Annotated in this window: 22 protein-coding genes, 2 tRNA genes and 3 pseudogenes; 10 read left to right on the top strand and 17 right to left on the bottom strand. The window is 71.1% G+C overall.

Annotated elements, in window-relative coordinates; all coding sequences use genetic code 11:
* Window positions 1–103 precede the first annotated feature (103 nt).
* Window positions 104–706: pseudogene (locus tag ACFWBD_RS27915) on the bottom strand (TetR/AcrR family transcriptional regulator); the annotation flags it as partial.
* Window positions 707–871: 165 nt separating this feature from the next.
* Between ACFWBD_RS27915 and hisN the strand changes: the two are divergent.
* From hisN to ACFWBD_RS27890, 5 genes and pseudogenes are all read left to right on the top strand, one after another.
* Entirely contained in the window at window positions 872–1,672 is an 801-nt protein-coding gene (hisN, locus tag ACFWBD_RS27910; protein WP_384118636.1) for a histidinol-phosphatase, read from the top strand.
* Window positions 1,673–1,831: 159 nt separating this feature from the next.
* The gene (locus tag ACFWBD_RS27905; RefSeq protein WP_385672315.1) at window positions 1,832–2,224 is read left to right on the top strand and encodes a cyclic nucleotide-binding/CBS domain-containing protein; all 393 of its coding nucleotides are present in this window, start codon (window positions 1,832–1,834) and stop codon (window positions 2,222–2,224) included.
* Window positions 2,225–2,440: 216 nt separating this feature from the next.
* Window positions 2,441–2,857, top strand: a complete 417-nt coding sequence (locus tag ACFWBD_RS27900; RefSeq protein ID WP_385672312.1) for a Fur family transcriptional regulator — start codon at window positions 2,441–2,443, stop codon at window positions 2,855–2,857.
* 102 nt (window positions 2,858–2,959) lie between these two features.
* A pseudogene (locus tag ACFWBD_RS27895) lies at window positions 2,960–3,174 on the top strand (ATP-binding cassette domain-containing protein); the annotation flags it as partial.
* Window positions 3,166–3,434: pseudogene (locus tag ACFWBD_RS27890) on the top strand (hypothetical protein); the annotation flags it as partial. The pseudogenes ACFWBD_RS27895 and ACFWBD_RS27890, both read left to right, overlap by 9 nt.
* 80 nt (window positions 3,435–3,514) lie before the next feature.
* On the opposite strand, the gene ACFWBD_RS27885 reads toward ACFWBD_RS27890, so the two are convergent.
* The 4 genes from ACFWBD_RS27885 to ACFWBD_RS27870 form a co-directional block, all read right to left on the bottom strand.
* Window positions 3,515–3,588: transfer RNA gene (locus ACFWBD_RS27885), tRNA-Met, on the bottom strand.
* Window positions 3,589–3,868: 280 nt separating this feature from the next.
* Window positions 3,869–5,731, bottom strand: a complete 1,863-nt coding sequence (locus tag ACFWBD_RS27880; RefSeq protein ID WP_385672309.1) for a tetratricopeptide repeat protein — start codon at window positions 5,729–5,731, stop codon at window positions 3,869–3,871.
* A 206-nt stretch (window positions 5,732–5,937) separates the two neighbouring features.
* Window positions 5,938–6,011: transfer RNA gene (locus ACFWBD_RS27875), tRNA-Met, on the bottom strand.
* A gap of 40 nt (window positions 6,012–6,051) precedes the next feature.
* Entirely contained in the window at window positions 6,052–9,027 is a 2,976-nt protein-coding gene (locus ACFWBD_RS27870) for a UPF0182 family protein (protein ID WP_385672387.1), read from the bottom strand.
* 165 nt (window positions 9,028–9,192) lie between these two features.
* Here ACFWBD_RS27870 and ACFWBD_RS27865 point away from each other — a divergent pair, with 165 nt between their 5' ends.
* Window positions 9,193–9,735: a PPA1309 family protein gene (locus ACFWBD_RS27865; protein ID WP_385672306.1), complete on the top strand. Its 543-nt coding sequence runs from the start codon at window positions 9,193–9,195 to the stop codon at window positions 9,733–9,735.
* Window positions 9,736–9,744: 9 nt separating this feature from the next.
* On the opposite strand, the gene ACFWBD_RS27860 is transcribed toward ACFWBD_RS27865, so the two are convergent.
* The 3 genes from ACFWBD_RS27860 to ACFWBD_RS27850 form a co-directional block, all read right to left on the bottom strand.
* Complete coding sequence (locus ACFWBD_RS27860) at window positions 9,745–10,836, bottom strand: PDZ domain-containing protein (protein ID WP_385672303.1); 1,092 nt, start codon at window positions 10,834–10,836, stop codon at window positions 9,745–9,747.
* Between the two features lie 326 nt (window positions 10,837–11,162).
* Window positions 11,163–11,624 carry a molybdenum cofactor biosynthesis protein MoaE gene (locus tag ACFWBD_RS27855; RefSeq protein WP_351761107.1) on the bottom strand — a complete coding sequence of 154 codons (462 nt, stop codon included), beginning with the start codon at window positions 11,622–11,624 and terminating at the stop codon, window positions 11,163–11,165.
* A 235-nt stretch (window positions 11,625–11,859) separates the two neighbouring features.
* Window positions 11,860–12,969, bottom strand: a complete 1,110-nt coding sequence (locus ACFWBD_RS27850) for an SDR family oxidoreductase (RefSeq protein WP_385672299.1) — start codon at window positions 12,967–12,969, stop codon at window positions 11,860–11,862.
* 192 nt (window positions 12,970–13,161) lie between these two features.
* Here ACFWBD_RS27850 and ACFWBD_RS27845 point away from each other — a divergent pair, with 192 nt between their 5' ends.
* The gene (locus ACFWBD_RS27845; protein WP_385672296.1) at window positions 13,162–14,613 is read left to right on the top strand and encodes a zinc-dependent metalloprotease; all 1,452 of its coding nucleotides are present in this window, start codon (window positions 13,162–13,164) and stop codon (window positions 14,611–14,613) included.
* A complete protein-coding gene (locus ACFWBD_RS27840) occupies window positions 14,610–15,125 on the top strand; it encodes an NUDIX hydrolase (protein WP_385672293.1) in 516 nt (171 codons plus the stop codon). The genes ACFWBD_RS27845 and ACFWBD_RS27840 overlap by 4 nt, the downstream gene beginning before the upstream one ends.
* Window positions 15,126–15,218: 93 nt before the next feature.
* On the opposite strand, the gene ACFWBD_RS27835 is transcribed toward ACFWBD_RS27840, so the two are convergent.
* The 4 genes from ACFWBD_RS27835 to ACFWBD_RS27820 form a co-directional block, all read right to left on the bottom strand.
* Entirely contained in the window at window positions 15,219–15,974 is a 756-nt protein-coding gene (locus ACFWBD_RS27835) for an AIM24 family protein (protein WP_385672290.1), read from the bottom strand.
* Window positions 15,975–15,992: 18 nt separating this feature from the next.
* Window positions 15,993–16,673 (bottom strand): AIM24 family protein, encoded by a 681-nt coding sequence (locus ACFWBD_RS27830; protein ID WP_020130800.1) that lies wholly within the window; start codon window positions 16,671–16,673, stop codon window positions 15,993–15,995.
* Window positions 16,674–16,684: 11 nt separating this feature from the next.
* On the bottom strand, window positions 16,685–18,406 hold the full coding sequence (locus ACFWBD_RS27825) for a TerD family protein (protein ID WP_385672287.1): 1,722 nt from the start codon (window positions 18,404–18,406) through the stop codon (window positions 16,685–16,687).
* Between the two features lie 149 nt (window positions 18,407–18,555).
* A complete protein-coding gene (locus ACFWBD_RS27820; protein WP_385672284.1) occupies window positions 18,556–19,152 on the bottom strand; it encodes a M48 family metallopeptidase in 597 nt (198 codons plus the stop codon).
* Between the two features lie 241 nt (window positions 19,153–19,393).
* On the opposite strand from ACFWBD_RS27820, the gene ACFWBD_RS27815 reads away from it, so the two are divergent.
* Window positions 19,394–20,605 (top strand): TOMM precursor leader peptide-binding protein, encoded by a 1,212-nt coding sequence (locus ACFWBD_RS27815; RefSeq protein WP_385672281.1) that lies wholly within the window; start codon window positions 19,394–19,396, stop codon window positions 20,603–20,605.
* Entirely contained in the window at window positions 20,598–21,977 is a 1,380-nt protein-coding gene (locus ACFWBD_RS27810; protein ID WP_385672278.1) for an ABC1 kinase family protein, read from the top strand. The genes ACFWBD_RS27815 and ACFWBD_RS27810 overlap by 8 nt, the downstream gene beginning before the upstream one ends.
* A gap of 34 nt (window positions 21,978–22,011) precedes the next feature.
* Here ACFWBD_RS27810 and ACFWBD_RS27805 read toward each other — a convergent pair whose 3' ends face one another.
* From ACFWBD_RS27805 to ACFWBD_RS27785, 5 genes are all read right to left on the bottom strand, one after another.
* Window positions 22,012–22,236, bottom strand: a complete 225-nt coding sequence (locus ACFWBD_RS27805) for a hypothetical protein (RefSeq protein WP_385672275.1) — start codon at window positions 22,234–22,236, stop codon at window positions 22,012–22,014.
* A gap of 136 nt (window positions 22,237–22,372) precedes the next feature.
* Window positions 22,373–22,696: a hypothetical protein gene (locus ACFWBD_RS27800; RefSeq protein WP_385672272.1), complete on the bottom strand. Its 324-nt coding sequence runs from the start codon at window positions 22,694–22,696 to the stop codon at window positions 22,373–22,375.
* Window positions 22,693–23,061, bottom strand: coding sequence for a WhiB family transcriptional regulator (locus ACFWBD_RS27795; protein WP_356258167.1), 369 nt, complete (start codon window positions 23,059–23,061; stop codon window positions 22,693–22,695). Before ACFWBD_RS27795 ends, ACFWBD_RS27800 begins: the two co-directional genes overlap by 4 nt.
* Window positions 23,062–23,238: 177 nt before the next feature.
* Complete coding sequence (locus tag ACFWBD_RS27790; protein WP_385672269.1) at window positions 23,239–23,556, bottom strand: hypothetical protein; 318 nt, start codon at window positions 23,554–23,556, stop codon at window positions 23,239–23,241.
* Between the two features lie 189 nt (window positions 23,557–23,745).
* Window positions 23,746–25,959: an ATP-dependent DNA helicase UvrD2 gene (locus ACFWBD_RS27785; RefSeq protein ID WP_385672267.1), complete on the bottom strand. Its 2,214-nt coding sequence runs from the start codon at window positions 25,957–25,959 to the stop codon at window positions 23,746–23,748.
* Window positions 25,960–25,995 lie beyond the last annotated feature (36 nt).

Below are 25,995 nucleotides of genomic sequence, written 5' to 3'. Positions count from 1 at the left end.
TGTCTCTATGTTTTTTTTCTTTTGGTGTTTTTTTTTTGTTTGTTGGGGGTCGGCGGGGGGGGGTGGCCCAACCCACCCGCGCGGGGGGGGTAGCGCCCCCCGACTGCCGCTGGAGCGCCCCGCGCACCAGCTCCGTGACGCCGCCCTCCCCCGCCGGCGGCGCGGCCACGCAGGACAGGGCGAGCCGGACGGCGAGTTCGCAGGAGCGGGCCAGGTCGGCGGCGTCGGCCCGGACGGCGCCGGGACCGGAGAGCACGGCCACGGCCCGGTCGCGGACGGCTCCCACCAGGTCACCGGGCGAGGGCAGCGGCCCGTCCGCCCGCCGCTGGGCCGGCACGGCGGAGGAGGACGGCACCGCCGAGAGCGTCGGCGAGGGCAGGCGCTCGCTCCAGAAGCCGGTGAGGACGGCCCGTACGAGGACGTTGTCGCGGGCGGCGGCGGTGGTCCACTCGGCGGTGGCGGTGAGTCTCTCCCGAACGTCGCCGTGCACGGCCAGTGCCCGCTCGACCCCGGCGAGGTAACCGTCGGCCTCGCGCCTCACCAGCGCCCGGGCCAGGCCTTCCTTGCTGCCGAACTCGTTGTACAGCGTCTGCCGGGACAGCCCGGCCGCCGCGGCGACGTCCACCATCCGCACCGCGGCCCACGGCCGTAGTGCGAGCGCCTTGAAGGCGGCGTCCAGTAGGGATTCCCGCGCTGCAGGCATCATCGCCTCCCTGGGCGAGCGGCTCTGCGCCCAGGTTTGACGCGGACGGGAGCACTGTCAAGGGTTCGCGGGGCACCGACGGTTCACCGGCCGCGTCCACGGCTCCTCCACGTCCACCTCGCGGTCCCCTGTGGCCCCCGCTCACCTTCGGCGGATACGGTTCGTCCCATGCCGGACTACCACGACGACCTCCGACTCGCGCACGTCCTCGCGGACGCCGCCGACGCCGTGACCATGGACCGTTTCAAGGCCCTCGACCTCAAGGTCGAGACCAAACCGGACATGACCCCGGTGAGCGAGGCCGACAAGGCCGCCGAGGAGCTCATCCGCGGTCAGCTCCAGCGGGCCCGTCCGCGCGACGCGATCCTCGGTGAGGAGTACGGCGTCCAGGGCACCGGCCCCCGCCGCTGGGTGATCGACCCGATCGACGGCACGAAGAACTACGTACGGGGCGTTCCCGTCTGGGCCACCCTCATCTCGCTGACGGAGGCGGCCGAGGGGGGCTACCAGCCCGTGGTCGGCGTCGTCTCCGCCCCGGCGCTGGGCCGGCGCTGGTGGGCCGCGAAGGGGCACGGCGCCTTCACCGGGCGCAGCCTGACCTCCGCCTCCCGCCTGCGCGTCTCCCGGGTCTCGGAGCTCTCGGACGCCTCCTTCGCGTACTCCTCGCTGACCGGCTGGGAGGAGCGCGGACACCTGAACGGCTTCCTCGACCTGACCCGCGAGGTGTGGCGCACGCGCGCGTACGGCGACTTCTGGCCGTACATGATGGTCGCCGAGGGCTCGGTCGACCTGTGCGCCGAACCCGAGCTCTCCCTCTGGGACATGGCGGCCACGGCGATCGTCGTGACGGAGGCCGGCGGCACCTTCACGGGTCTCGACGGCCGCCCGGGTCCGCACAGCGGGAACGCGGCCGCGTCGAACGGGCTGCTCCACGAGGAGCTGCTGGGCTATCTCAACGAGCGCCACTGAAAGGCCCGCCCGGGACTCACAGATGAGCGCGCGCGCCCTCAATTGGCTGCGCGCGCCCTCTTGTTGACCCCCGCTTTACCTGCCACGCTGACAGCACCCCCCACTTGTGAACTTGTGAATCCATGAACGACCGTGGATTCTTAGGAGGTGGCTCCAGCCATGCTCGTCCGCGACGCCATGAGCACGGTGGTCCTCACCATCGGCCCCGCACACACCCTCCGTCAGGCCGCCGCCCTGATGTCCGCCCGCCGCGTCGGCGCGGCCATCGTCCACGACCCGGACGCCGGCGGCATCGGCATCCTCACCGAGCGGGACATCCTCAACTCCGTGGGCCTGGGACAGGATCCGGACACGGAACGCACCCACGCCCACACCACCAACGACGTCGTCTTCGCCACCCCGGGCTGGACCCTGGAGGAGGCGGCCCGGGCGATGGCCCACGGCGGCTTCCGGCACCTGATCGTCCTCGACCGCGACGAACCGGCCGGCATCGTCTCGGTCCGCGACATCATCCGCTGCTGGGCGCCGGCCCGGCAGCAGGTACCCGCCTGAGTGCGCGAACGGGCCGGCCCCGAAGGGAAACCCGGCCCGTTCGCCCCACGACGAGCGGTCCAGTGCTGTCAGCCGCGCAGGGCCTGGACCGCGACCTCCAGCCGCTCGCCGCGGATTCTGTCCACTTGATCCTACAGTGGACAGAATCCAATTCAATCCAGAATCTAAAGTCACACCTGTTCGGGACCTGGTCCCACTAGCTGCTAGGCTGATTCCATGAGTGACCTTCTGGAACGGCTGCGCGGACGCGGATGGCGAATGACCGCGCAGCGGCGCGTCGTCGCCGAGGTGCTCGACGGCGACCACGTCCACCTGACCGCCGACGAAGTGCACTCCAGGGCCGTCGTCCGACTGCCCGAGATCTCCCGGGCGACCGTCTACAACACGCTCGGCGAACTGGTCTCCCTCGGCGAGGTGCTCGAGGTCGCCACCGACAAGCGCGCCAAGCGGTACGACCCGAACGCGCACCGCCCGCACCACCACCTGGTGTGCGCCCGGTGCGGGGCGATCAAGGACGTCCACCCGGGCGGCAACCCGCTGGCCGACCTCCCCGACTCGGAGCGCTTCGGCTTCGCGGTCTCGGACGTCGAGGTGACGTACCGCGGGGTCTGCCCGGACTGCGCGGCGGCATAACTCCCGCCGCCGACCTCCCCCCTCGCACTCCCCCGCGTTCCCTCCCCTCCCTCCGCACGTGGGGTCCCCGAACCTGACGGGTCGTCACATGGTCCAGGGGCTGTGGGAGTTCCGTATCCGAAACTCAGCGCACGTGATCTGCCCCGACCCTTCGGCCGGGGCCCGGGCGCGGTGGCTGCCCTCGGCCCCTCGAACCGACCGTCGCCCCAGGCGAGTTCACCTGCGTCGTCGGCCCCTCGGGCTGCGGCAAGTCCACCCTGCCGCGGATCGCCGCCGGCCTGCTGCGCCCGAGCACCGGCACGCAGGAGATCCGCACCGTGAACACGTACTTCGTCTCGGACACAAGAAGGACGCCAAGTTCGTCACGTACCTCGCGAAGCTCCTGAAGATCGACGAGGCGATCCTGGAGTCCACGCCCTCGCTCCGGATGGACTGGGAGATCCGCGCGGGCACGACCGATCGCCTCCAGGCCGCCTACGAGGCCCAGGGGGTCACCTCGGAATCGACCTCCCCGCTCCCCGAGTCGAGAACGGTGAACCGGCGCCCGTACGAGGAGGCCGTGGGCCATGAGCCCTGATGGCCCCGGTACCCCTTATACCCCTGACGACAAACGACCGAGGGCCGGAACCCTTTCGGATTCCGGCCCTCGGCCTTTAGTAGCGGGGACAGGATTTGAACCTGCGACCTCTGGGTTATGAGCCCAGCGAGCTACCGAGCTGCTCCACCCCGCGCCGTTGAATGCAACGTTACGTGAAGGCGAAGGACAAAGGCAAATCCATTGGACGACCCCCGTTGACGCAGGTCAGAGCAGTTCAGCCGTCCGGTGTCAGAGGACGAGGTCCGGTCGGGGCCGACAGCGGGGGTCTGGAGGGGGCGGCCGCCAGGGATGGGACGGGTAGGGCGGCGGGGGCGAGATCCCGCCGTCCGGCACCGCAACCCGGCCACCCCGCGTACCCCGCTCGCCGCCAAGCACAGGCGCCGTCAGGCAGAAGCCCTTCCAGGCAGGCGGCGTCAGGCAGAAAGCTCTTCCCGCAGCGCGTCCCGCAGCCGAGCCGCCCGCTCAGCCACCTCCCCCGGCCCCAGCGACACGGCCCGGTCGGCCCACCGCTGCCCCTCGGCCAGCTCACCGCGACGCGCGTAGACCAGGGCGAGCCGCAACGCCGCCCGCCCGTGCCCGGCGTCGGCCGCCCGGGTCCACCACACAGCCGCCTCGGGCTCGCTGCCCTCCCGCGCGAGCAGCAGTCCGAGGTTGAAGGCGCCGTTGCGCGACCCGGCCTCCGCGGCCGTCCGGTACCACCGGGCCGCCTCCACCACGTCCCCGCGCGCGGCGGCCAGCATCCCGACCCGGACCTGCGCCCGCCGGTGCCCCTGGGTCGCCGCCCGCTCGTACCACTCCTCGCACTCGGTCTTCTCGTGCACGGTCTCCCCGAGCTCGTGCGCGGGCTGCGGCGGCCGCCGCGCGTCCAGCACGGCCGCCAGCCGGTAGGCCGCTTCCGCGCTCCCGCCGCCGGCCGCACACCGCAGATGCCGTTCGGCCTCCCGCTCGTCCCCGTCGCGCAGGCGCGCGATACCGACCTGGAGCGCCGCCTCGGTGTGCCCGGCAGCCGCCGCCCGCTCGTACCAGCGCAGCGCGACGGCCTGCTCGCCCCGCCCCGCGAACAGGATCCCCAGGTTGAACGCGGCGTCGACGCTGCCGGCCTCCGCCGCCTTGGAGAACCAGGGCTCGGCCCCGGCCGTGTCGCCGCCCTGGAGCAACAGGATGGCGAGCGCGTTGGCCGCCTCCCGGTGCCCCGCGTAGGCGGCGCGCCGGTACCACTGCTCGGCCTGCACGGTGCGGCCCTGCTCGGCGCAGAGCAGGGCGAGGTTGTAGGCGCCGTTGTCGTCGCCGGCGTCCATCGCGGCCCGGTACCACCGCTCGGCGGTCTGGGTCTGGCCCCGCTCCGCGTGCAGCGCGCCCAGCGCGTTCGCCGCGTTGCCGTCGCCCTCCTGTGCGGCCCGCAGCCACCAGATGGCCGCGTTCTCGGTGTCGCCGGCGTCACGCAGCAGGAACCCCAGCGCGCAGGCGGCCCGCGCCTCGCCGTCCTTGGCGGACGTCAGGTACCAGCGCCCGGCCTCCTTCAGGGCGCCGCGCCGCTCCAGGATCGTCCCGAGGTGCAGGGCGGCCCGCCGGTGTCCGCGCGCGGCGGCCTGGCGGTACCACTGTTCGGCCTCCGCCCGCACGATGACACCGTTGTCATGCCCGCATCCGTCCGCGTCGCAGTCCGTGCGGGAGCCCCTGCACTCCTGGTGATCGAGGGCACGGGCCAGCCGGTAGGCGGCCTCCCGGTGCCCCCGCTCGGCGGCGGCCCGCATCCACTGCTCGGCCCCGGGGTCCCCGCGGTGTTCCAGCAGGTCGGCGAGGGCGTACGCGCCCAGCGCGTGCCCCTGCTCGGCGGACTGGCGCAGCCAGTACTCGGCGGCGGGCTCGTCGCCGCACTCGCGGCGGTGGCGGCCCAGGGCGTGCGCGGCGGCGGCGGAGCCGGCGACGGCGGCGACCCGCCACCAGCTGGCGGCCTCGTCGGGGTAGCCGCGCTGGTGGAGGAGGACGCCCAGGTTGTTGGCGGCGGCCCGGTCGCCCTCCGCGGTGGCGGCACGCAGATGGGGCTCGGCTCCGTCGAGGTCACCGCGGCGCAACAACATGGCCCCGAGGACGCTGACGGCCTCGACGTCGCCGGCTTCCGCCGCGAGCCGCAGGCTCATCTCCTCGACGGCCTCCCCAGTCTCGACGGCGTCCGCCGTCTCGTCCCGGCTCTCGTCCGGGGTCGCTTCCTCACCGGAAGGCTGCACAAACCGCCCTGTCTCGAACAGAGTTGCCTTGTCCCCCATAACGTCCATCGTCGCACCACCCGCAACCCGGGTACACCTGGTATACCGCGGCCCGTAAGGTCACTTCAGCGTTTTGTCGACATGCCCACAGAGAGACAAGTCAAACACAAATCGCCCAACTCCCCACGGCGGCGCGGCCACCAGTCCCCCCGGCACATGCGTTCGCACACCACGAAGGCCCGGATCCTTTTCAGGATCCGGGCCTTCGTATTCAGTAGCGGGGACAGGATTTGAACCTGCGACCTCTGGGTTATGAGCCCAGCGAGCTACCGAGCTGCTCCACCCCGCGTCGTGTTCCACAACCGTATCACGACGCGGGGTGGGCAAGATCAGCCGCTGCTGGGGCTGGGACTCGGACTCGGACTGCTACTGGCACTGCCTCCGGAGCCACCGCTCGGGCTCGCCGAACTCGTCGGGCTCGGACTGCTGCTCGCCTTGGCGCCCTTGTCGGCCTCGGCCTGCGCCTCCTCGGCCCGCTTCAGCGCGGCTTCGAGGTCCTTCTGCGCCTTGGCGTACGCGTCCCAGTCGGGCTTCTTCAGAGCCTCCTGGCCGGCCGTGAAAGCCTCCTGGGCGTCGGCCAACGCCTCCCGGACCGTCGGGTTGGTGGACGTCGGCGGTGGTGTCGTGCCGTCGCCCTCGTCCGCCGGCGGTGGCGTCGTACCCTCCGCGCCGAAGACCTTGTTGAGAGCCTCGTCCAGGGTGTCCTCGAAGGCGGTGTTGCCGCCGTAGGTCACCAACACCTTCTTCAGGAGCGGGTACTTGAGTCCGCCACCGCGCACATAGACGGGCTCCACGTACAGCAGACCGCCGTCGAGTGGCACCGTCAGCAGGTTGCCGTACTCGATGTCGGAGTCGCCGCCCTTCAGGAGCCTGATGGACTCGGCGATGTCCTGTTCGGAGTTGAACTGGCTCTGCACCTGTTTGGGTCCGTCGACGGTCGTACTGGTCGGCAGTTTCAGCACTCTGATCTTGCCGTAGTCGGGAGTGCCCGCCTCGGAGTCGACCGCCATGAACGCGCTGAGGTTGTCCCGGCCGTTGGGCGTGAACGTCGTCGTCAGCGAGAACGCCTGCGCCTTCTGGTCGGGCATCTTCATGCTCAGGTAGTACGGCGGTACCGCGTCACCCGACTTGTTGGACGGGTCGTCCGGCACCTGCCACACCTCGCTGCCGCTGAGGAACGTCGTCGCGTCCTTCACGTGGTAGCGGGTGAGCAGCTCGCGCTGGACCTTGAACAGGTCCTGCGGGTACCGGAGATGGGCCATCAGGTCGGCCGAGATGGACGACTTGGACTTCACCGTGCCGGGGAACGCCTTCATCCAGGTCTTCAGGACCGGGTCCTCGGTGTCCCACTGGTAGAGCTTGACCTCGCCGGTGTACGCGTCGACGGTCGCCTTGACCGAGTTGCGGATGTAGTTGACCTGGTTCTGCTGGGCCACCACCGCTCGGTTGTCGTTGGTCGCGGTCAGCGAGTCGGCCGTGGTGTCGCCGAGGGTCGTACGGGAGGCGTACGGGTAGCCGTTCGTCGTCGTGTAGGCGTCGACGATCCACTGGATCTTGTGGTTGACCACGGCCGGGTAGGCGTCGCCGTCGATGGTCAGCCAGGGGGCGACCGCCTCGACGCGCTCCTTGGGCGTGCGGTTGTACAGGATCCGCGAACCCTCGCCGATGGCGCCGGAGTACAGGATCTGCGGTTCGCCGAACGCCACCGCGTACGCGGCCCGGTTGACCGGGTTGGAGAGGTTGACCCCGCTCTTGCCGGTATAGCTGGTGGTCTTCTCACCGGCGTCGTCGGAGTAGTCGATCTCCTTCTGGGGACCGCCGACGATCGAGTACGCGGTCGTCTTCTCGCCGTAGTAGATCCGCTGCTGGTACGTGCCCAGGTCGCCCTCGGAGGGCAGGTTGGACTCGGTGAAGAGCGGCCGGCCCTCGGCGTCGGAGGTGGTGCCCCTGGCGGCGACCACCCCGTATCCGTGGGTGTAGCGGAAGTGGTTGTTGATCCAGTTCTGCTTGTCGACGCCCGCGAGGTTCAGCTCACGCAGACCGATGACGGTGTCCTGGTCGGCCCCGTTCACGTTGTAGCGGTCCACGTCCAGGTTGGTCGGGAACGCGTAGTACTTCCGCATCTGCTGGAGCTGCTGGTACGTCGGGGAGACGATGTTCGGGTCCAGGACGCGGATGCTCGCCGTGGCGTCGACGTCGTCGCGCAGCGTCGTCTTGTCCTTGGTGGTGCTCGTACCCGAGTACTCGGTGACCTGCGCGCCGTCGATGCCGTACGCCTCACGTGTCGCCTTGAGGTTCTTCTCGACGTACGGTGCTTCCTTGGCCTGCTCGTTCGGCTGGACCTGGAACTTCTGGACGATCGCCGGGTACAGCCCGCCGATGAGGATCGCCGAGAGCACCATCAGGCCGAAGCCGATCACCGGCAGCTGCCAGGTGCGCCGCCACAGGGTGGCGAAGAACAACAGGGCGCAGATGACGGCGATGCAGAACAGGATCGTCTTGGCCGGCAGATAGGCGTTGGCGTCGACGTACCGCAGGCCCGTCCAGTTGTCCGTCGCCTTGAAGTCGCTGGACTTCACGGCCAGGCCGTAACGGTCGAGCCAGTAGGCGACCGCCTTCAGCGTGACGAAGATGCCCAGCAGCACCGACAGATGGCCGGTGGCCGCGGCGGTGGCGCGCGCGCCCGGGCTGGTGACGCGCAGCCCGCCGTACAGGTAGTGGGTGAGCGCGGCGGCGATCAGCGAGAGGATCGTGGCGGCGAAGCCGAAGCCGAGCAGGAACCGGTACCAGGGCAGGTCGAACGCGAAGAAGGACACGTCGAGGTGGAACTGCGGGTCCTTCTGGTGGAAGGGCACGCCGTTGACCCACATCAGCCAGGTCCGCCACTGACCCGCCGCCGAGGCGCCCGCGATCAGGCCGACGAGGGAGGTGATGCCGAGCAGCAGCCATGTCTTGTACGGCGCGATGCCCATGCGGTAGCGGTCGAGGCTCTGCTGCTCCACCGACATCGCGCTGAGCGGCGGCCGCAGCCGGTGCGCCAGCCAGATGTTGAAACCGACCGCGAGGGCCATCAGCAGGCCGAACACGAAGAACAGCCCGATCTTGGTCCACAGCGTGGTCGTGAAGACCGACGAGTAGTTCACCGACCGGTACCAGAGCCAGTCCGTCCAGAACCCCGCGAACATCGTGAACGCCATGCCGAGTACGGCTAGGACGCCCAGTGTCATGAGCAGGGTCCGGACGCGCCGGGACGGGCGGCCCACTCTGATCCGCGGCCCCGTGGGGCCTCCGCCGCGGTCCGGCATCTGGAAAGCCAAGGTGCGCACCTCGAAAGTCGCAGTTGATTTCGTCAGGCCCGCGTGTTCGTGGACCGTTCGTGGCCCCCCGTGATCGTGGGCCCACACCTATGCAACTTACTCACCGTTTACTCGGTTCCCGATTCCACCCCTGAACGAGGCAGGATTGTGACCATGTCCAACACTCCCATGGCGGCGAGCCCGCTCACCCGGGCCGTACTCGAGATCGACGAGTACGCCTCCGGCCTCGGCTGGGACCAGCCCGCCCGCCTTTTCGCCCTCGTAGACACCGCTCGGCTGCGAACCCGGGAACCGTCGCTCGCCGCCCAGCTCGGCCTTCAGGACGAGTCCGAGACCACCGGTCTCACCCCGATCGAGCAGGACGAAGTGCCAACGGACAAACCGCTCGACGAGTTCCTCGCCACGATCGCCTGGCCCGACTCGGTGGTCGGCTGCGCCCTCACCGTGGAGCGTCTGATGCTGCCCCCGTCCGCCGAAGCCCAGGTCCCGCAGGGCCTGAGCGACAAGAAGCTCGCGAAGTGGGTCGCCGAGCACCCCGACCGTCAGGAGGTCCGGATGACGGTCGGCGTCCTGCGTGACGGCACCCGCGACTCGGCCCTCCGGCTGCGTCAGAAGGACGCCCCGACGGAGGTCCTCACCGGCGCGGGCCTGGTGCCGGGCCTCGCCGAGGCGTTGTCGGTGACGTTCGCGGAGTAGCCCTCCCGGCTACTTCGTGCACTTCGCCAGGTCCGCGGTGTCGCCGCTGCGGATGTCCTTGAGGGCGTCGAGGGCGTCGTCGATGGTGTTCACCTTGACGAGCCTGAGACCCGAGGGGGTGTCCGTGGCGGCGGCCGCGCAGTTCTCCGCGGGGGTCAGGAAGTACTGGGCGCCCTGACTGCGCGCACCGACCGTCTTCATGTCGATGCCGCCGATCGGCCCGACCTTGCCGGCGTCGTCGATGGTCCCGGTGCCGGCGACGAACTTGCCGCCGGTCAGGCTGCCCGGGGTGAGCTTGTCGTAGATGCCGAGCGCGAACATCAGACCGGCGCTCGGTCCGCCGACGTCGGCGAGCTTGATGTCGATGGTGAACGGGAAGGTGTGGTCGGTCCCGGCCGAGATCCCGACGATGGCCCGCTTCTCGCCGCTGTCGTCGGAGGTGGCGGTCGTGATGGTGACGTCCTGGGTCTTGGTCGCCGTCTTGTTCGCCTTCTCGGCGGCCGCCTGCTCCTTCGCCGGGACGATGCGGAAGACGACCTTCTCCCCCGCCTTGTGCTTGGTCACCAGCTTCGCGACGTCGCCCGGCTCCTTGACCGCGGTGCCGTCCACGGCCTTGATCACGTCACCGGCGTGCAGCCGGCCCTCCGCCGGGGACCCCTTCACCACCGTCGAGACGATCACCCAGGACGTCACCGGGATGTCCAGCTCCTTCAGGGCGGCGACCTTGGCGCTCTCCTGGGACTGGCTGAACTCCTCGGCGTTCTCCTGGGTGGACTGTTCCTCGGTCTTGCCGTCCGGGTACAGCGTGTCGTGCGGCACGACCTTGTTGTCGTGCGCGAGCCATCCGTAGACGGCCTCGACCAGGTTCATCCGGTAGTCGGCGCTGGTGACCCGCACGGTGGTCATGTTCAGGTGACCGCTGGTCGTGTAGGTCTTGCGCCCGGAGATCTGAAGCACCGGCTCGCCGGCGTGATCGCCGAGGGTGTTCACCGTCGGCCCCGGGGACATCTCCGCGTACGGCACGGGGATGAGTACGCCCGCACACAGGAGCGCGATCAGCATCAGGGTGGAGGCGAGCATCGTCGCGGTGCGGCGTGGCATGACTCGACACTACGGGACGCTTCTGTCGGCGCACCGTCAGGGCTGCCACCCGGGTCACGTATGCGAGTGGGGCTTCTCCATGGCCGCCCGGAAGCGGGCGTATCCGTCCAGCTCAGGGCCGTCGCTGCGGGACTTCCGGGTCCGGTTGGCCCAAGTCCCCCACAGACCGGCGCCGATAGCGGCGACAAGCGGAATCAGCAACCAGGCGAGCGCCCCCATGCCGACCTCCCAACCCCGATGAGCCACCACAACTGACTGATCAGCAGATTAACCATCCGCACTGACAACGCTCACGGCAGGGGTCGGGTTACGCAACCGGAAGGGATTCAGCAGGCGCCGACCCATTCGTCGGTGCCGTCGGAGAACTTCTGGTGCTTCCAGATGGGCACTTCGTGCTTGAGATCGTCGATCAGCTTCCGACAGGCCTCGAAGGCCTCCCCGCGGTGCGGGCAGGAGACGGCGACCACGACGGCGAGATCGCCGACCGCGAGGTCCCCGATCCGGTGCACCGCGGCCAGCGCCCGCACCGGGTACTCGGCGACGACCTTCTCCGCGATCCGCCGCATCTCAGCCTCCGCGCCGGGATGGCAGGAGTACCCGAGGGCGTCGACGTCGGCTCCCCCGTCGTGGTTGCGGACCGTGCCGACGAACAGCGCGGTCCCGCCGGCCGCGTCGTCCCCGACGGCCTTGAAGACCTCGTCCAGGGAGAGCGCGGTGTCACGGACGGCGATCAGCTTGATGGGATCCTGCGCTGCCCGCTCGCCGGGATGGTCGTCGATGGCTGCCATACCCCCCATCGTGCCGCACCCCGGGAAGCAGGCGAAATAGCGTGATCACCCGTCACACACGCGTACCGCTTTGGAGCGACCTCCAGCGAACAGCCCGTCCGGGGGTACCCCCTCTGGGGGAGTTTGAGGACAAGGCCCCTTCAGGGCCGAAGCGGGGGTCTGAGGGCGGCAGCCCCCAGGGTCGGGAAGGGAAGGGGCGGCGGGGGCGGGGTGAACAGGCCGGCCGCCCCCACGCTCACCGCCGCCGGGCCTTCCGCGCCCGCCGCACCACGGCCGCCGCACCCAGCAGAGCGACCGTCGCCCCAGCCGCCCCCGCGGCCGTGGCGTCCTTGCGCCCGAGCCGCCGGCCGACGACGGTGTGCCGCCCGGCCACCTCCTCCAGCAGCTCCGCGAGGACCTCCTCGTTGGTCCACCGCGGCCGCCACCCCGCGTCGTGCAGCCGGCTCCCGCTCACCACCCAGGGGTACATCGTGTAGGCCAGGTCCCCGGCCGGCGACGGCGTCAGCCCGATCCGGTGCAGCCGGGCGGCGGCGCCCAGCGCGACCGCCGACGGCAGCTCCATGCGCCGGATCCCGCTGAGCTCCTCGACCTCCTCCTGCTCCAGCCATCCGTCGCAGCCGACGGCCAGCTCGCCGTCGACCTTCTCCAGGACGGCGTACTCCAGGGCGCTGACCAAGTCCTCGACATGGCAGAACTGCCAGGCCGGCCGTGACCCGGCGACGACCAGCAGCCGCGGCGACTCGAAGTACCGCGTCAGCGCGGTGTCCGTTCCGCCGACCAGCACCGCGGGCCGCACCACGGTGACGTTGAGCCCCGGATGCGCCCGGGGCGCGCGCCGGGCCAGCCGTTCGATCTCCAGGAGGTCCCCCACACCGGTCGCCTCCGCCGTGGCCCGCAGCTCGGCGTCCTCCGAGAGCGGCAGCTCGTTGTCCTCGAGCGCGCCGTAGACCATCGCGGAGGTGCACAGCACCACCCGGTGCACCCCGGCCGCCGCGGCGGCCGTCAGCACGGTCTGCGTACCGCGCACGTTGTAGGCCGTCCGGGCGGCGGCTTCACTCCCCAGGTCGAGGTCGAGCGCGAGGTGGACCACGACGTCCGCCCCACGCAGCTTGTCGGCGATCGCCGGATCTCGGACGTCGAGGATGTGCCACTGCGCCGCGTCGCACTCGCCCCGCCGCTCGTCGACGGCGACGACCTGCTTGACCTCCTCCGACGCGGCGAGCCGCTCGGTGAGCAGCGCGCCGATCCCGGTCGCGGCGCCGGTCACGGCGACGACGGGCCCGCGCGCGCCGCCCGGGGTTGAATGGTTTCGCGCTGCGCGAACCTGCGGATCTGGGGAACTCACCAGGTGTCTCCAGCGGTTGTCTTGGCATACGGGCGCGAGTGAAGCGTACGTACCAGGTGGCATCCATCCTGCCGCAGGCCAGGAGTCGGCGAAGCACCGAGGCCCGATCGAGCCGGGGTGTCTACGCTGGGTGGTGTTGCAGGGCAGTCGCCGCCGGCCGAGAACCGGTGGCCTTACCAGCCGAGGAACCCCGTGAGTGACACCCCATTCGGATTCGGCCTTCCGCCGGAGGAGCCGGAAGACGGCGACGAGGGCAAGAAGCAGGACCCGCAGAGCGGCGGTGGTCAGGGACCGGCCAACCCGTTCGGTTTCGGCGGGCTGCCCGGCGCCGGAGGCTTTGGCGCCCCCGGTGCGGACAACCCGCTCGCCGCGATGTTCGGTTCCCTGAACCCCAACGACCTGGGAGCCGCCTTCCAGCAGCTCGGCCAGATGCTCTCCTACGAGGGCGGCCCGGTGAACTGGGACATGGCCAAGCAGATCGCCCGCCAGACGGTCGCCCAGGGCACCGCCGACGGTGTGAAGGACGCCAGCGTCGGCCCGTCCGAGCGCACCGCGGTCCAGGAGGCCGTACGCCTGGCCGACCTGTGGCTGGACGACGCGACGTCCCTGCCGTCCGGCGCGGCCTCGGCGGTGGCGTGGTCCCGCGCGGAGTGGGTCGAGGCGACCCTGCCCGCGTGGAAGGAGCTCGTCGACCCCGTCGCCGAGCGCGTCGGCGCGGCCATGGGCGATGTCCTGCCGGAGGAGATGCAGGCCATGGCCGGCCCGCTGATCGGCATGATGCGCTCGATGGGCGGCGCGATGTTCGGCTCGCAGATCGGCCAGGCCGTGGGCGTGCTCGCGGGCGAGGTCGTCGGCTCGACCGACATCGGCCTGCCGCTCGGCCCGGCCGGGCGCGCCGCGCTGCTGCCGGTCAACATCGAGGCGTTCGGCAAGGACCTGGGCGTGACGAAGGACGAGGTGCGGCTCTACCTCGCGCTGCGCGAGGCCGCCCACCAGCGTCTGTTCGCGCATGTGCCCTGGCTGCGCTCGCACCTGTTCGGCGCGGTGGAGGGCTACGCGCGCGGGATCAAGGTCGACACGGCCAAGCTGGAGGACGTGGTCGGTCAGTTCGACCCGCAGAACCCGGAGCAGTTGCAGGACGCGCTCCAGCAGGGCATGTTCCAGCCGGAGGACACCCCGGCGCAGAAGGCGGCCCTGGCCCGTCTGGAGACGGCCCTGGCGCTCGTGGAGGGCTGGGTGGACGCGGTGGTGCACGCGGCCGCGAAACCGCGTCTGACGTCCGCGGACGCCCTGCGCGAGACGCTGCGCCGCCGTCGCGCCACGGGCGGTCCCGCGGAGCAGACGTTCGCGACGCTGATCGGCCTGGAGCTGCGTCCGCGCCGTCTGCGGGACGCCTCCCGCCTGTGGGCGTCCCTCACGGACGCGCGCGGGGTCGACGGCCGGGACGCCCTGTGGGCCCACCCGGACATGCTGCCCACGGCGTCCGACCTGGACGACCCGGACGGCTTCGTGCACCGCGAGCAGCTGGACTTCTCCGAGCTGGACAAGATGCTCGGCGAGGCGGCGAGCGGCGGCTCCGGCGACAAGCCGAACCTGAAGAAGGACGACGACGGGACCGACTCCAAGGACGACGACACCGAGTGAGCCTGTACGACGACGCGGTCCTCGTCCTGAAGGGGTACGAGGGCCAGGAAGAGCTGCGTCATGCCTACCTGGACCATCTCGGGGCGCACCCGGACGGCCTGTGGAAGGCCTGTGGGGACGGGCACATCACGGCGAGCGCGCTGGTCATCGACCCGGACCGGGGCCGGGTGCTGCTGACCCTCCACAAGAAGATGCGGATGTGGCTCCAGATGGGAGGCCACTGCGAGCCGGCCGACGAGACCCTGCGGGTCGCCGCACTGCGCGAGGCGACCGAGGAGTCGGGCATCGGAGGGCTGACTCTGCTCCCGGGCGGCCCGGTGCGCCTGGACCGGCATCACACGCCGTGCGCGTGGCACTACGACGTGCAGTACGCGGCGCTCGCTCCGGCCGGGGCCGTGGAGGCCATCAGCGACGAGTCCCTCGACCTGCGCTGGTTCACCTATGACGAGGTCGGGGGCGTGGCCGACGAGTCGGTCGTACGACTGCTGGAAGCGACTCGCGCGCGGCTGTGAGGCGGAAGGCGGGTGCGCCGGCGGCGGCGGCGAGCCGGAACGGGTAAGGGGCGACCTCCAGATGGCCGCCCCTTACGTCTGCTTTCCGGACGGTCAGCTCCAGGCGTTGCCCTGGTTCTGTGCCCGTACGCCCTGCTGCCCCATGCCGTACTGGGCGGCCAGGCCGGAGCCGATCTGGCCGTTCTGCGGCGGCAGCAGCTCGCTGGGCTGGACGAGCGCGTAGCCGGTGCCCATGAAGCTGAGCTCCCAGCCCTCACCGGTGTTCCCGCGTCGGCGCCACACGCCGGAGGAGTGCGTCTGTGCCTGCATCTGCACCCGCAGCCCGGTGGACCAGGCGACGATGGCGTCGGCGTCGCAGTTGACGTACTTGTCGGGCGTGACCTGCATCATCAGCGGCGCGCCCGAGGTCATCAGGGCGACCTTGCCGCGGCCGGTGATGTTGAGCTGGTACTTCCCGGAGCCGGAGATGCCGTAGAGGCTGTCGACGGCGATGACCTCGTGGTGCAGCGCGGAGTCCATGGCCAGTACGTAGCTGCTGTCCACGGTCAGGCCGTCCTGGTCCACGTCCATGACGTGGACGTGCTGGGCGAGGTTGGCGAGGTACACCGTGCCCTGCCCGTGGCAGCGCATCAGGTCCAGGCCCTCGCCCGTGTGCGCACGCGCGCGTCCCTGCTGGTTGTTCTGGTACTCGGCGTCGAACTCCATCAGGCCCTGGTAGGCGACCATCGTGCCCTTGCGGGCGAGGATGTCGTCGTGGCCCTCGAGGCTGACCCGGAGCATCTGCTTGTTCTGGAGACTCCAGCGCTCCTGGGTCTGCGAGTCGTTGTGCGCGAAAAGTGAGCTCTGCATGGCGTTTCTGGCTCCCCCTCAGCCCCGGACCCGGAGGCGGTCGGTGCTGTCCTCACTGGGCTGGACGACGACGATGCCCTGGCCGGAGAAGGCCATCTGGTAGGCCTCGCCGCTGCCCCGGCCGATGAGCGACTGCGCCTTGAAGCTGCGCTTGCCCTTCACCTTGAGGTTCGGCGACCAGGCGACGAGCGCGTCGGGGTCGACGTACGTCTCGTCCTCGCCACCGCCGCAGTCGACGACGATCGGCTTGCCCCGGGAGGTCAGCGCGACCCAGCCCTGCCCGGAGATCTTGGTGTTCCACAGGCCCTGACCGGCGAACTTCGCGAGCCCCTTGACGCGCTCGACGCCCCAGGTGAGGTGCGCGTCGAAGGCGAGCAGGTTGGTGGCGTTGACGGAGATGCCGTCACCGTTGAGGTTGATCACGACGACGTTCGCGCCGTAGTCGGCGAGGTAGAGCAGGCCGTCGCCCGAGCACTTCATCAGGGGCGCGCCCTCGCCGGTCATCCAGTCGCGCGCGATCTGGCGCACGGCCGGCGGGTTGGGCTCGTACTGCACGAAGCCCTCGTAGGCGACCATCGAGCCCACGCGCGCGAGAAGGTCGTTCCCGGTCTGGAGGGCGACCTTCAGCATGTGGTTGCCGTGGTTCTCCATACGGGCGGTGACGGGTGCGGGGGCATAGCCCGCGAGTGGCTGGTTCATGACGGGCTCCCTCAGACCTCGTACGGCTGGACGACGATGAAGTTGCCGGGAGCGCCCCGGAACTGGAGGTTGACGCTCTCCCCGGTGTCGCCGGGGTAGGCGTTGCGGCGCATGCGGACCTGGCTGGAGACGACCACCTGGGCGGCGGACGACCAGGCGACGACGGCGTTGCAGTCGGCGAACGTGGTGGGCGTGACCGGCAGGACGACGGGCGTGCCGTGCGTCTTGACGACGATCGTGCCGGTGCCCGTGAACTGCATGGTGAAAAGGGCGCCGCCGGGGATGCCGTGCCCCTCGATACGGCGGACCTCGTACTGGAGGCTCTCGTCGAAGGCGAGGACGTTCTCCGCGGAGACGCAGATGCCGTCACCCTGGAGCTCGATGGGGTGCAGCATCGTGGAGTTGTCGGCGAGGAACACCTGTCCCTGGCCGGTGCAGCGCATCAGCTGCATCTCCTGACCGGTGGCGTTGCCGACGATCCGGCCGGCGAACCCGGCGCCCTTGTAGCTGAAGTCGACCTTGCCCTGGTAGAGGACCATGCTGCCCTGGCGGGCGAGCACGGGCTGGCCGCCCATCCCGAGGTCGACGCGGACCAGCTTCCGGTTCTGCTGCGTCCAGCGCTGTCCGGTGGGCGTCTCCTTGAACTGCTGGAGCGCCGCGGCCACTCCGGCACCGCCCTGGGGCGCGCCCTGCGGTACGCCGTAGGTCTGCTGGCCCGGGACCTGCCCGAACGGGGGCTGCTGACCGTAGCCGGGCGGCTGAGGCGGCTGACCGTAGCCGGGCGGGGCCTGGGGCGCCTGGGGCGCCTGGGGTGCCTGGGGCTGCTGGCCGTAGCCGGGCGGGGCCTGCGGCGCCTGGGGCTGCTGGCCGTAGCCGGGGGGCATGGGCGCGGTCGGCGCGGGGCCCTGGCCGTACGGCTGCTGCTGGGGCGGCTGACCGTAGGGCGCAGGGGCCGGGGCGGGAGGCGGCACCTGGCCGCCGCCGGGCGGGGTCAGGGGCGCGATGATGGTCGGCGCGGCGTGCACCGAGGGCGCGGGCGCCGGCGCGGGGGGCGGCGGGGTCGCGCCGGGCGGGGGCGCGAAGCCCTGCACGGCGGGCTGCGGCTGTGCCGGAGCGGGCACGGAAGGTGCGCCGAACGCGGGCGGGGAGAAGCCGGGAGCGGCGGCACCGGCCTGCGCCTGCTGCGGCGCGGCGGGCGCCTCCTCCTCCGCGACCTCGCCGCCGAAGTTCTTCAGCAGCGCGTCCAGACCGCCGTCGAAGCCCTGTCCGACGGCCGCGAACCGCCATACGTCCTTCAGGTAGAAGTCACCCAGCATCACGGCCCGCTCGCTGGAGAACTCGGAGCCGTTGAACGCGTAGCGGGCCACTTCCTCGCCGCCCGCGACGATACGGAGATAGCCGGGGTTGATCTGCGACATCTGCCCGGCGCCGTCGAGGGTCGCCGTGAAGGACAGCTTCTGGATCTGCGGCGGAATCCGGTCGAGGGTGATGCGGAAGGACTCCGTGTCGCCCGCCTGGGCGCCCAGGAGCTGGACGGACTCCTCGGGGGACTTCGGCTGGTTGAAGAAGATGAAGTAACGGTCGTCCGAGAGCCGCTCGTCGGCGTCGAGGCCGAAGCAGCTGATGTCGAAGGTCAGGCCGGGGGCGGTGATCTGCACGCCTACGTACAGATCGGTGCCCGCGGTGAGGTCGCTGATCTTGGCCTTGTGGCCGCGCTGGAATTCCCTGGGCATGCGTAACGACCGTCCCCCATCCCGATTGTGAATGCGTCGCGTCAGGCTAACGGCAAAGTCGGACAGCGCACGATGTCGGTACAGACCCGGTACACAACCGGCGTCACGCGACGGGGGACGGGGGACGGGCTCACCGCGTACGCCGCAGGTCACTCCTCGCCCGCGGCGGGCAGGTGGGGCAGCCGTTCGGCCGCGACGACGCCCTCGAGGTAGCCCCGGGCGCGCTCGGTGCGCGGGTACGCCTCCAGCAGCCGCCAGAAGTCGGGGCCGTGACCGGGCACGAGCAGATGCGCGAGCTCGTGGGCGAGGACGTAGTCGATGACGTACTCGGGCATGCCCTTCAGACGGTGCGACAGGCGGATGCTGCCCTCGGCCGGTGTGCACGAGCCCCACCGGGTGTTCTGGTTGGTCACCCAGCGGACCGAGGCGGGCCGGGCCCGGCCGCCGAAGCACTGGGCCGACAGCCGCTCGGCGCGCTCGGCCAACTCCGCGTCGCCCGGGACGCGCCGGCTCTCCTGGGCGGCGAGCTTGTCGAGCATGACGCTCACCCAGCGTTGCTCCTCGGCCTCGGACATCCGGGCAGGGATGAGCACGATGGTGCGATCGCCCTCGCGGTACGCGGAGACCGTCCGACGTCGACGGGCGCTCCTGCGGACCTCGATGGCGCTCGCCCGTGAGCCGCTCGGCGGCTGGCTCGGCGTGCTGCGCTGTGGTGTTCCGGCGCGGTGCAATGGGTCGGCGGACACGCCCCGACGTTACCCGCTGCACACGGGGGAAGTCCCGACTCCGGGACGGTTCGGTTCCGATCCGCCCTGCCGTATTTGCCTCGTACGACCGATTTGTATGATGAACGCCACTGCCTGTGGACAACTTTCGGCACGCTCGAGCGGGTCCGGGCATGCTGGCACTCGTCGGCGGAGCGAGGACACCCCCACGCCCCCGCTCCGCCGATGTGACCGGGAGTTTCCAGGCATACGGGGGCCTTTGATGCATCCGATGGTGAAGCCCGCGCTGCGGCGCGGCTGGCGTGACCTCAACACGGTGCAGTTCGGGATGACACCGGCGCACGCGCTGACACTCGGCCCGGTGGACACGGCGACGGGCAGTTTTCTCGACCTGCTGGACGGCACCCGCGGGCTGGCGCTGCTGCGCGAGGAGGGCCGCCGAATGGAGCTGCCCGACGGCCATGTCGACCGACTGGTGGAGCGGCTGGCGCGGGCGGGACTGCTCGACGACGCCCGCGGCGGCGGGCCGGGAGCCGCCGATCTGCGAGAGCGGAAAGAGGTCCTGGACCGGCTGCGCCCCGACCTCGCCGCGCTGTCCCTCCTCACGTCGGAACCGGGCGACGCGATCGAGCAGCTGACCGTCCGTCGTCGGCTGCGGGTCCAGGTGCGGGGCGCGGGCCGGGTCGGGGCGGCGCTGGCGGCGCTGCTCTCGGGCGCGGGGGTCGGCGAGGTGGACGTGCGGGACGGCGGCCGGGTCGAGCCGGGGGACATCGCGCCGGGCGGTCTGCCCGCCGAGGCGGTCGGCGAGCGTCGCGACGAGTCGGCCCGCCGCGCCGTACGCCGGGCCGCCCCGGGCTCCGCGCCTCGCAGGGGACCGCGGTCACCGGCCGAGGCGGACATCCCCGGCTTCTCCCTGGTGATCATCGCCCCACGGGACGACGTGTCCGTGCACGCGCCCGCTCCCTCGGCGGCGGAGCCTCTGATCGCCTCGGGCACGCCGCACCTCTACGCCGGGGTCGTGGAGGGGACGGGCGTCGTCGGCCCGCTCGTGCTGCCGGGTGAGACGGGCTGCGCGGGCTGTCTGCATCAGGCGCGCACCGACCGGGACCCGGCCTGGCCACGGCTGGTCGCCCAGTGGCACTCCGGGAGACGGCGCGCGGCGCGGGCCTGCGACCTGACGCTGGCCACGACCGTCGCCGGACTGGCGGCCGCCCACGCGCTCACCTTCCTCGACGGCCGGACTCCCTCGAGCGCCGGCGCTCGCTGGGAGGTCTCCGTCCCCGCCCTTCAGTGGCACACCCGACCGGTGTGGCCCCATTCCGCGTGCCCGTGCGGAGCCGCGGAGAAAGGTAAGCAGGAACACATCTCCGAGGACGGGGTAACGCACGCGACAATGACAGGGCAGCATTCGAAGGAGTTCCGCCGTACGACAGACGCGGCGCGGCTGGCCGGTACTTGGAGGGCGCATGTCTGATCTTCCCCGGAAGGCGGTCACCCGGACCGCCAAACTCGCCGCGCTCCCGCTCGGCTTCGCCGGGCGGGCGACCTGGGGTCTGGGCAAGCGGATCGTGGGCGAGTCCGCGGAGATCGTCAGCCGCGAGCTGCAGCAGCGCACCGCCGAGCAGCTCTTCAAGGTGCTGGGCGAGTTGAAGGGGGGCGCGATGAAGTTCGGACAGGCCATGTCCGTCTTCGAGTCCGCCCTGCCCGAGGAGGTCGCCGGTCCCTACCGCGCGGCCCTCACCAAGCTCCAGGAGGCGGCGCCGCCGATGCCGACCCGCACGATGCACTCGGTGCTCACGGAGCGGCTCGGCGAGGACTGGCCCGAGCTGTTCCTGGAGTTCGACGACAAGCCGGCCGCGGCGGCCTCGATCGGCCAGGTGCACCGAGCGGTGTGGCACGACGGCCGGGAGGTCGCGGTCAAGGTCCAGTACCCCGGGGCCGGTGAGGCCCTGCTGTCCGACCTGAACCAACTCAGCCGCTTCGCCCGCCTGCTGGGCCCCCTCATCCCGGGCATGGACATCAAGCCGCTGATCACCGAGCTCAGGGACCGTGTCTCGGAGGAGCTCGACTACGGCTTGGAGGCACAGGCCCAGCGGGCCCACGCGGAAGAGTTCGCCGGCGATCCCGACGTGGTGATCCCGGCGGTGGTCCACCAGTGCGAACAGATCCTGGTCACCGAGTGGATCGACGGTGTGCCCCTGTCCGAGGTGATCACGGACGGCACCCAGGAGCAGCGCGACCGGGCAGGCCAGCTGCTGTCGCTGTTCCTCTTCTCCGGCCCGGCCCGCACCGGCCTGCTCCACGCCGACCCGCACCCCGGCAACTTCCGCCTCCTGCCCGGCGGACCGGACGGCGAGGACGACTGGCGCCTGGGCGTCCTGGACTTCGGCACGGTGGACCGGCTCCCGGGCGGTCTGCCGGACCCGATCGGCGAGTCCCTGCGCATGACTCTCGACGGTGAGGCGGAGGCGGTCTACGAACTCCTGCGCACGGAGGGCTTCGTCAAGGACTCGATCGAGCTGGATCCCGACGCGGTCCTCGACTACCTCCGGCCGATCATCGAGCCGGCCCTGGTGGAGGAGTTCACGTTCAGCCGCGGCTGGATGCGCAGCCAGGCGGCCCGGATCGCCGACCCCCGCTCCCCCGCCCATCAGCTGGGCAAGCAGCTCAACCTGCCGCCGGCCTATCTGCTGATACACCGGGTGACGCTCAGCACGATCGGCGTGCTCTGCCAGCTCGGCGCGACGGTGCGGCTGCGTGAGGAACTGGAGGAGTGGCTGCCCGGGTTCCTCGCGGCGGACGTCCTGGAGGACTTCGAGGCGGAGGAGTCGGTCGCGGAGGCGTGAGCCACTGGACCTCCTCCCCGGCCTGTGACGCGAATCACCACCACTCCGAGTCCAGTCGTCCCTCGATCGCCCTGAGGTTCTCGCGGGCGCAGGCCTCGCAGAAGTAGCGCCGGACGCCGTTCTCCACCGAGCAGGTCCAGGTGACGGGTGGGAGCTCCTCGGCCCGGGCGCCGCAGCGGCCACACACGAGGGGGCGGGGCTCCGTCGGGGAACCGCCCCTGTCACCGTCTCGGTCACCGTCTCGGGGAGGACTCGTCACCTTCGGGACGATAACGCCGCGGCGGTGGATCGCCCGCACAACGCACCGCGGGGGCCGGTCCGTTCGGACGGACCGGCCCCCGCGTGGAAGAGCTCCGCCTCCCTTTTCGGGAGGCCACCGCTTCAGGTGTGCGTGGTTACTGCATCACGGCCATGGCGAGCGCCCGCCGAGCGCGCAGCGAAGCGCGCTCGGCCCGGCGCTGCATCCGGCGAGCGGTCGCCAGGCGCAGCGCCCGGCGTTCCCGCTCGGCCTCGTGCAGCCGGTCGTGCATATGCGCACGAGCCAGGGCTTCTGGGATGAGTTGCATCTCGCGTGTCCTGTTCTGACGCGAGTCGTACGCGCCGGTGGTGGTGATGTCTTCGGTCGCGGAGCCTTCGGGCTCGCTGGGGAACGGCTTCATCGGGGCCTGCTTCTTGGGGTCTTGCGTGAGGGGGCGGTCGATCGTTCCTGCGGTGCTCATACCGTGACCGGGTTCTTGCGCGGGCGGCCACGCGGCCGCTTCCGGGCGACGACGACTCCCTGGACGAAAAGCTCGCCGCCCCAGACGCCCCAGGGCTCGCGCCGCTCCTTGGCGCCGGCGAGGCAGGCCTCCATCAGCGGGCAGGTGCGGCAGAGGGACTTGGCGTACTCGACGTCGGCGGGCGACTCGGCGAAGAAGACCTCAGGGTCGTAGGACCGGCAGGGGACGGGTACGCCGAGGTTCTCGATGGCGTCGTCGAGCGCGGTGAGCGCCGTGAGCGGGGTCAAGGTGGAGTCCTCCGTGAGGCCGGGCGGGGGGATCGTTTCGGAAGGCGGTACTGACGGGGCGTGCGCTTCGAGTTGCACGGTTCGTCTTCCTCGTCTGTCGGTCCGGTCCTGTAGGACCGGGTGTCGGCTGGGTACCGGGTTCTTTTCTTGTCCCGAGGCCCCTTCGCTCCGCTGTCCCCGTTGTTCGGGGCAAACAGAAGGGCCGCGGATCCCGGGTGGGTTCCGCGGCCCTGAAGGCGCCGGCCTGATCGACGATCAGGCTGGATCACTCCAGGGTTCTGGCCCACGGAAGGCCCACATCAGGTGGTGCTGCGTCGTCTGCTTCCGGGCTCCGGCACCGGCTGCCGTAAAGGCATAGGCATGCGCCTGCGCCCCTACTGCTTCCAGTGCCTCGGTCGGTCGCTCATTGCGCTCGCGGCTGAGAAGACCCGCGGGGGCAACGGAGGAGGACGCCGACCGGTCGGCACGAATGCCGGACAGACCGGTGCCCAGGATCGAGACGTCGAGGATGCACGTGGAGACGACCGAGGGATCGGTCAGTTTGGCGGCTGAGCTGCTGTTGATGATGATCACTGGAATCGCCTCCTCTCGGCGTCTCGGGGGACCAGGGGTGAATCCGGTCCGGCGGGTATGCAAGTACAGCACGGAATCAGGGCCTTCGAGAAGGCCGCCGTTCCCGTGCCTAAGAACCTATGGGGATTGCCGGGGCATGCGCAAACTATTTTTCCGAAGAGTTCGGATCAGTTGCCCAGCCGCTCGTCCTCAGTCCCCCTCGCCGTCTCCTCCGACGTCTTGGCCTGCGCAGATGGCCAGGACATCGGCTCCGTAACGGTTGAACTTGCGTACGCCGACCCCCGGGATCCGGGCGAGCTCGCCCTCCTCCTCGGGGACGGTCTCGGCGATCGCCATCAGGGTCTTGTCGGTGAAGACACAGAACGCGGGCTGCCCCGCCTGCCGCGCCTGGACCGCTCGCCAGTCGCGCAGCCGTTCGTACAGCCCCTCGTCCATGTCGGAGGGGCACTCCTCGCAGCGCATCAGTTTCATCTCGCCGGCGTCGGTCAGAGTGCGCCCGCAGACCCGGCAGCGGGCCGGGCTCCGCTGGGTCCGGCGCCGCTCGACGGGGGCACCGGCCACCGCGGCACCGGTGAAGCCGCGCTCGATCCCTCCGCCGCCTCCGCCACCGCCGCCGCGGCCGGCGGCGGTGGCACCCGAACCGGGCCGCAGGCCGTCGAGGAAGCGGCTGGGACGGCGGCTCGGACGGCCGCCGGGCGAGCGGGAGAGCGCCCAGGAAACGTGCAGGCGCTCACGGGCCCGGGTTACTCCGACGTAGAGGAGGCGGCGCTCCTCCTCGATCTGCTCGTCGGTCTTGGCGTAGGTGATCGGCATCATGCCCTCGGCGACGCCGACCAGGAAGACGACGTCCCACTCCAGGCCCTTGGCCGAGTGCAGGGAGGCCAGGGTGACGCCCTGGACGGTCGGGGCGTGCTGGGCGTTCGCCCGTTCGTCGAGCTCGGCGACCAGGTCGGCGAGGGTGGCGCCGGACTGCGCGGCGGCGAAGTCCTGAGCGAGGTTGACCAGCGCCGCCAGCGACTCCCAGCGTTCTCTGACGGCTCCGGAGCCGGCCGGCGGCTGCGAGGTCCAGCCCTCGCCCGAGAGGACGGCACGCACCTGGGATGGCAGATCGACGGTGTCCTCGAGGAGGGTGTCGTTGCCGCCGAAGCGGGCCGCGCCACGCAGGGCGACGCCCGCCTTGCGGACCTCGGGGCGGTCGAAGAAGCGCTCCGCGCCGCGCAGCTGGTACGGGATGCCGCGGTCGGCGAGGGCCTGCTCGTACGTCTCCGACTGCGCGTTGGTGCGGAACAGGACGGCGATCTCCGCGGCCGGGACGCCTGCGTCGAGGAGCTCGCGGATCCGGCGGGCCGCGCCCTCGGCCTCGGCGGGCTCGTCGGAGTACTCGCCGTAGCCGGGCTCGGGTCCCGGGCCGCGTTGGGAGACGAGCTCCAGGCGGTGGTCCGCGGCGCGGCCGCGGGCCTGGGAGAGCAGACCGTTGGCGAGGTGGACGACCTGGGGGGTGGAGCGGTAGTCGCGGACCAGCTTGACGACGGTGGCGCCGGGGTGCCGGGTGCGGAAGTCGAGGAGATGGTCGGGGGTGGCTCCGGTGAAGGAGTAGATCGTCTGGCTGGCGTCCCCGACCACGCACAGGTTGTCCCGCTCGCCGAGCCACAGCTCGAGCAGGCGCTGCTGGAGCGGGCTGACGTCCTGGTACTCGTCGACCACGAAGTGCTGGTACTGGGCGCGGACCTGTTCGGCGATGTCGTGCCGGTCCTGGAGGACGGCGACGGTCAGCAGCAGGACGTCCTCGAAGTCGATGACACCGCGCTGCCGCTTGAGGTCCTCGTAGGCCGCGTAGAGCTGGGCGATCTCGGCGGGGTCGCGGGGGATCTCGCGGCCCGCCTTCGCGGCGGCCAGGGCGTAGTCGGAAGGCACGGTCTGGGTGACCTTGGACCACTCGATCTCCGCGGTGGCGTCCCGCAGCTCACCCCGGTCGAGACGGATGCGGCACGCGGCCGCCGCGTCGACGACGAGCTGGATCTTGCGGTCGACGAGGCGGGGCAGGGAGCCACCGATCGCTTTCGGCCAGAAGTACTGAAGCTGACGCAGGGCCGCGGAGTGGAAGGTGCGGGCCTGGACGCCCTGGGCGCCGAGCTGGCGCAGCCGGCCCCGCATCTCCCCGGCGGCACGGTTGGTGAAGGTGACGGCCAGCACACTGGACGGGTGCACGATGCCGGCGCGCACCCCGTAGGCGATGCGGTGGGTGATCGCCCGGGTCTTGCCGGTGCCCGCTCCTGCGAGCACGCACACCGGACCGTGCAGGGCGGTGGCCACCTCGCGCTGCTCGGGGTCGAGCCCTTCGAGCACCGCGTCGGCCGAGTCCGGTACCCGCGGGAAGAGGGTGGAGTGCGTTGCTGCTGTCACATGGCCATGCTGCCAGGTCGGCGGAGACGGACGAGC

Source organism: Streptomyces sp. NPDC060002, assembly GCF_042737245.1.
Lineage (GTDB): Bacteria > Actinomycetota > Actinomycetes > Streptomycetales > Streptomycetaceae > Streptomyces.
This window is presented reverse-complemented; position numbering and strand designations above follow the sequence as displayed.

Bases quoted from the DNA above. Each gene is read 5' to 3' on its own strand.
- hisN (WP_384118636.1), top strand. From the start codon at position 872: ATGCCGGACTACCACGACGACCTCCGACTCGCGCACGTCCTCGCGGAC.
- ACFWBD_RS27905 (WP_385672315.1), top strand. From the start codon at position 1,832: ATGCTCGTCCGCGACGCCATGAGCACGGTGGTCCTCACCATCGGCCCC.
- ACFWBD_RS27900 (WP_385672312.1), top strand. From the start codon at position 2,441: ATGAGTGACCTTCTGGAACGGCTGCGCGGACGCGGATGGCGAATGACC.
- ACFWBD_RS27880 (WP_385672309.1), bottom strand. From the start codon at position 5,731: ATGGACGTTATGGGGGACAAGGCAACTCTGTTCGAGACAGGGCGGTTT.
- ACFWBD_RS27870 (WP_385672387.1), bottom strand. From the start codon at position 9,027: ATGCCGGACCGCGGCGGAGGCCCCACGGGGCCGCGGATCAGAGTGGGC.
- ACFWBD_RS27865 (WP_385672306.1), top strand. From the start codon at position 9,193: ATGTCCAACACTCCCATGGCGGCGAGCCCGCTCACCCGGGCCGTACTC.
- ACFWBD_RS27860 (WP_385672303.1), bottom strand. From the start codon at position 10,836: ATGCCACGCCGCACCGCGACGATGCTCGCCTCCACCCTGATGCTGATC.
- ACFWBD_RS27855 (WP_351761107.1), bottom strand. From the start codon at position 11,624: ATGGCAGCCATCGACGACCATCCCGGCGAGCGGGCAGCGCAGGATCCC.
- ACFWBD_RS27835 (WP_385672290.1), bottom strand. From the start codon at position 15,974: ATGCAGAGCTCACTTTTCGCGCACAACGACTCGCAGACCCAGGAGCGC.
- ACFWBD_RS27830 (WP_020130800.1), bottom strand. From the start codon at position 16,673: ATGAACCAGCCACTCGCGGGCTATGCCCCCGCACCCGTCACCGCCCGT.
- ACFWBD_RS27825 (WP_385672287.1), bottom strand. From the start codon at position 18,406: ATGCCCAGGGAATTCCAGCGCGGCCACAAGGCCAAGATCAGCGACCTC.
- ACFWBD_RS27815 (WP_385672281.1), top strand. From the start codon at position 19,394: ATGCATCCGATGGTGAAGCCCGCGCTGCGGCGCGGCTGGCGTGACCTC.
- ACFWBD_RS27810 (WP_385672278.1), top strand. From the start codon at position 20,598: ATGTCTGATCTTCCCCGGAAGGCGGTCACCCGGACCGCCAAACTCGCC.
- ACFWBD_RS27800 (WP_385672272.1), bottom strand. From the start codon at position 22,696: ATGAGCACCGCAGGAACGATCGACCGCCCCCTCACGCAAGACCCCAAG.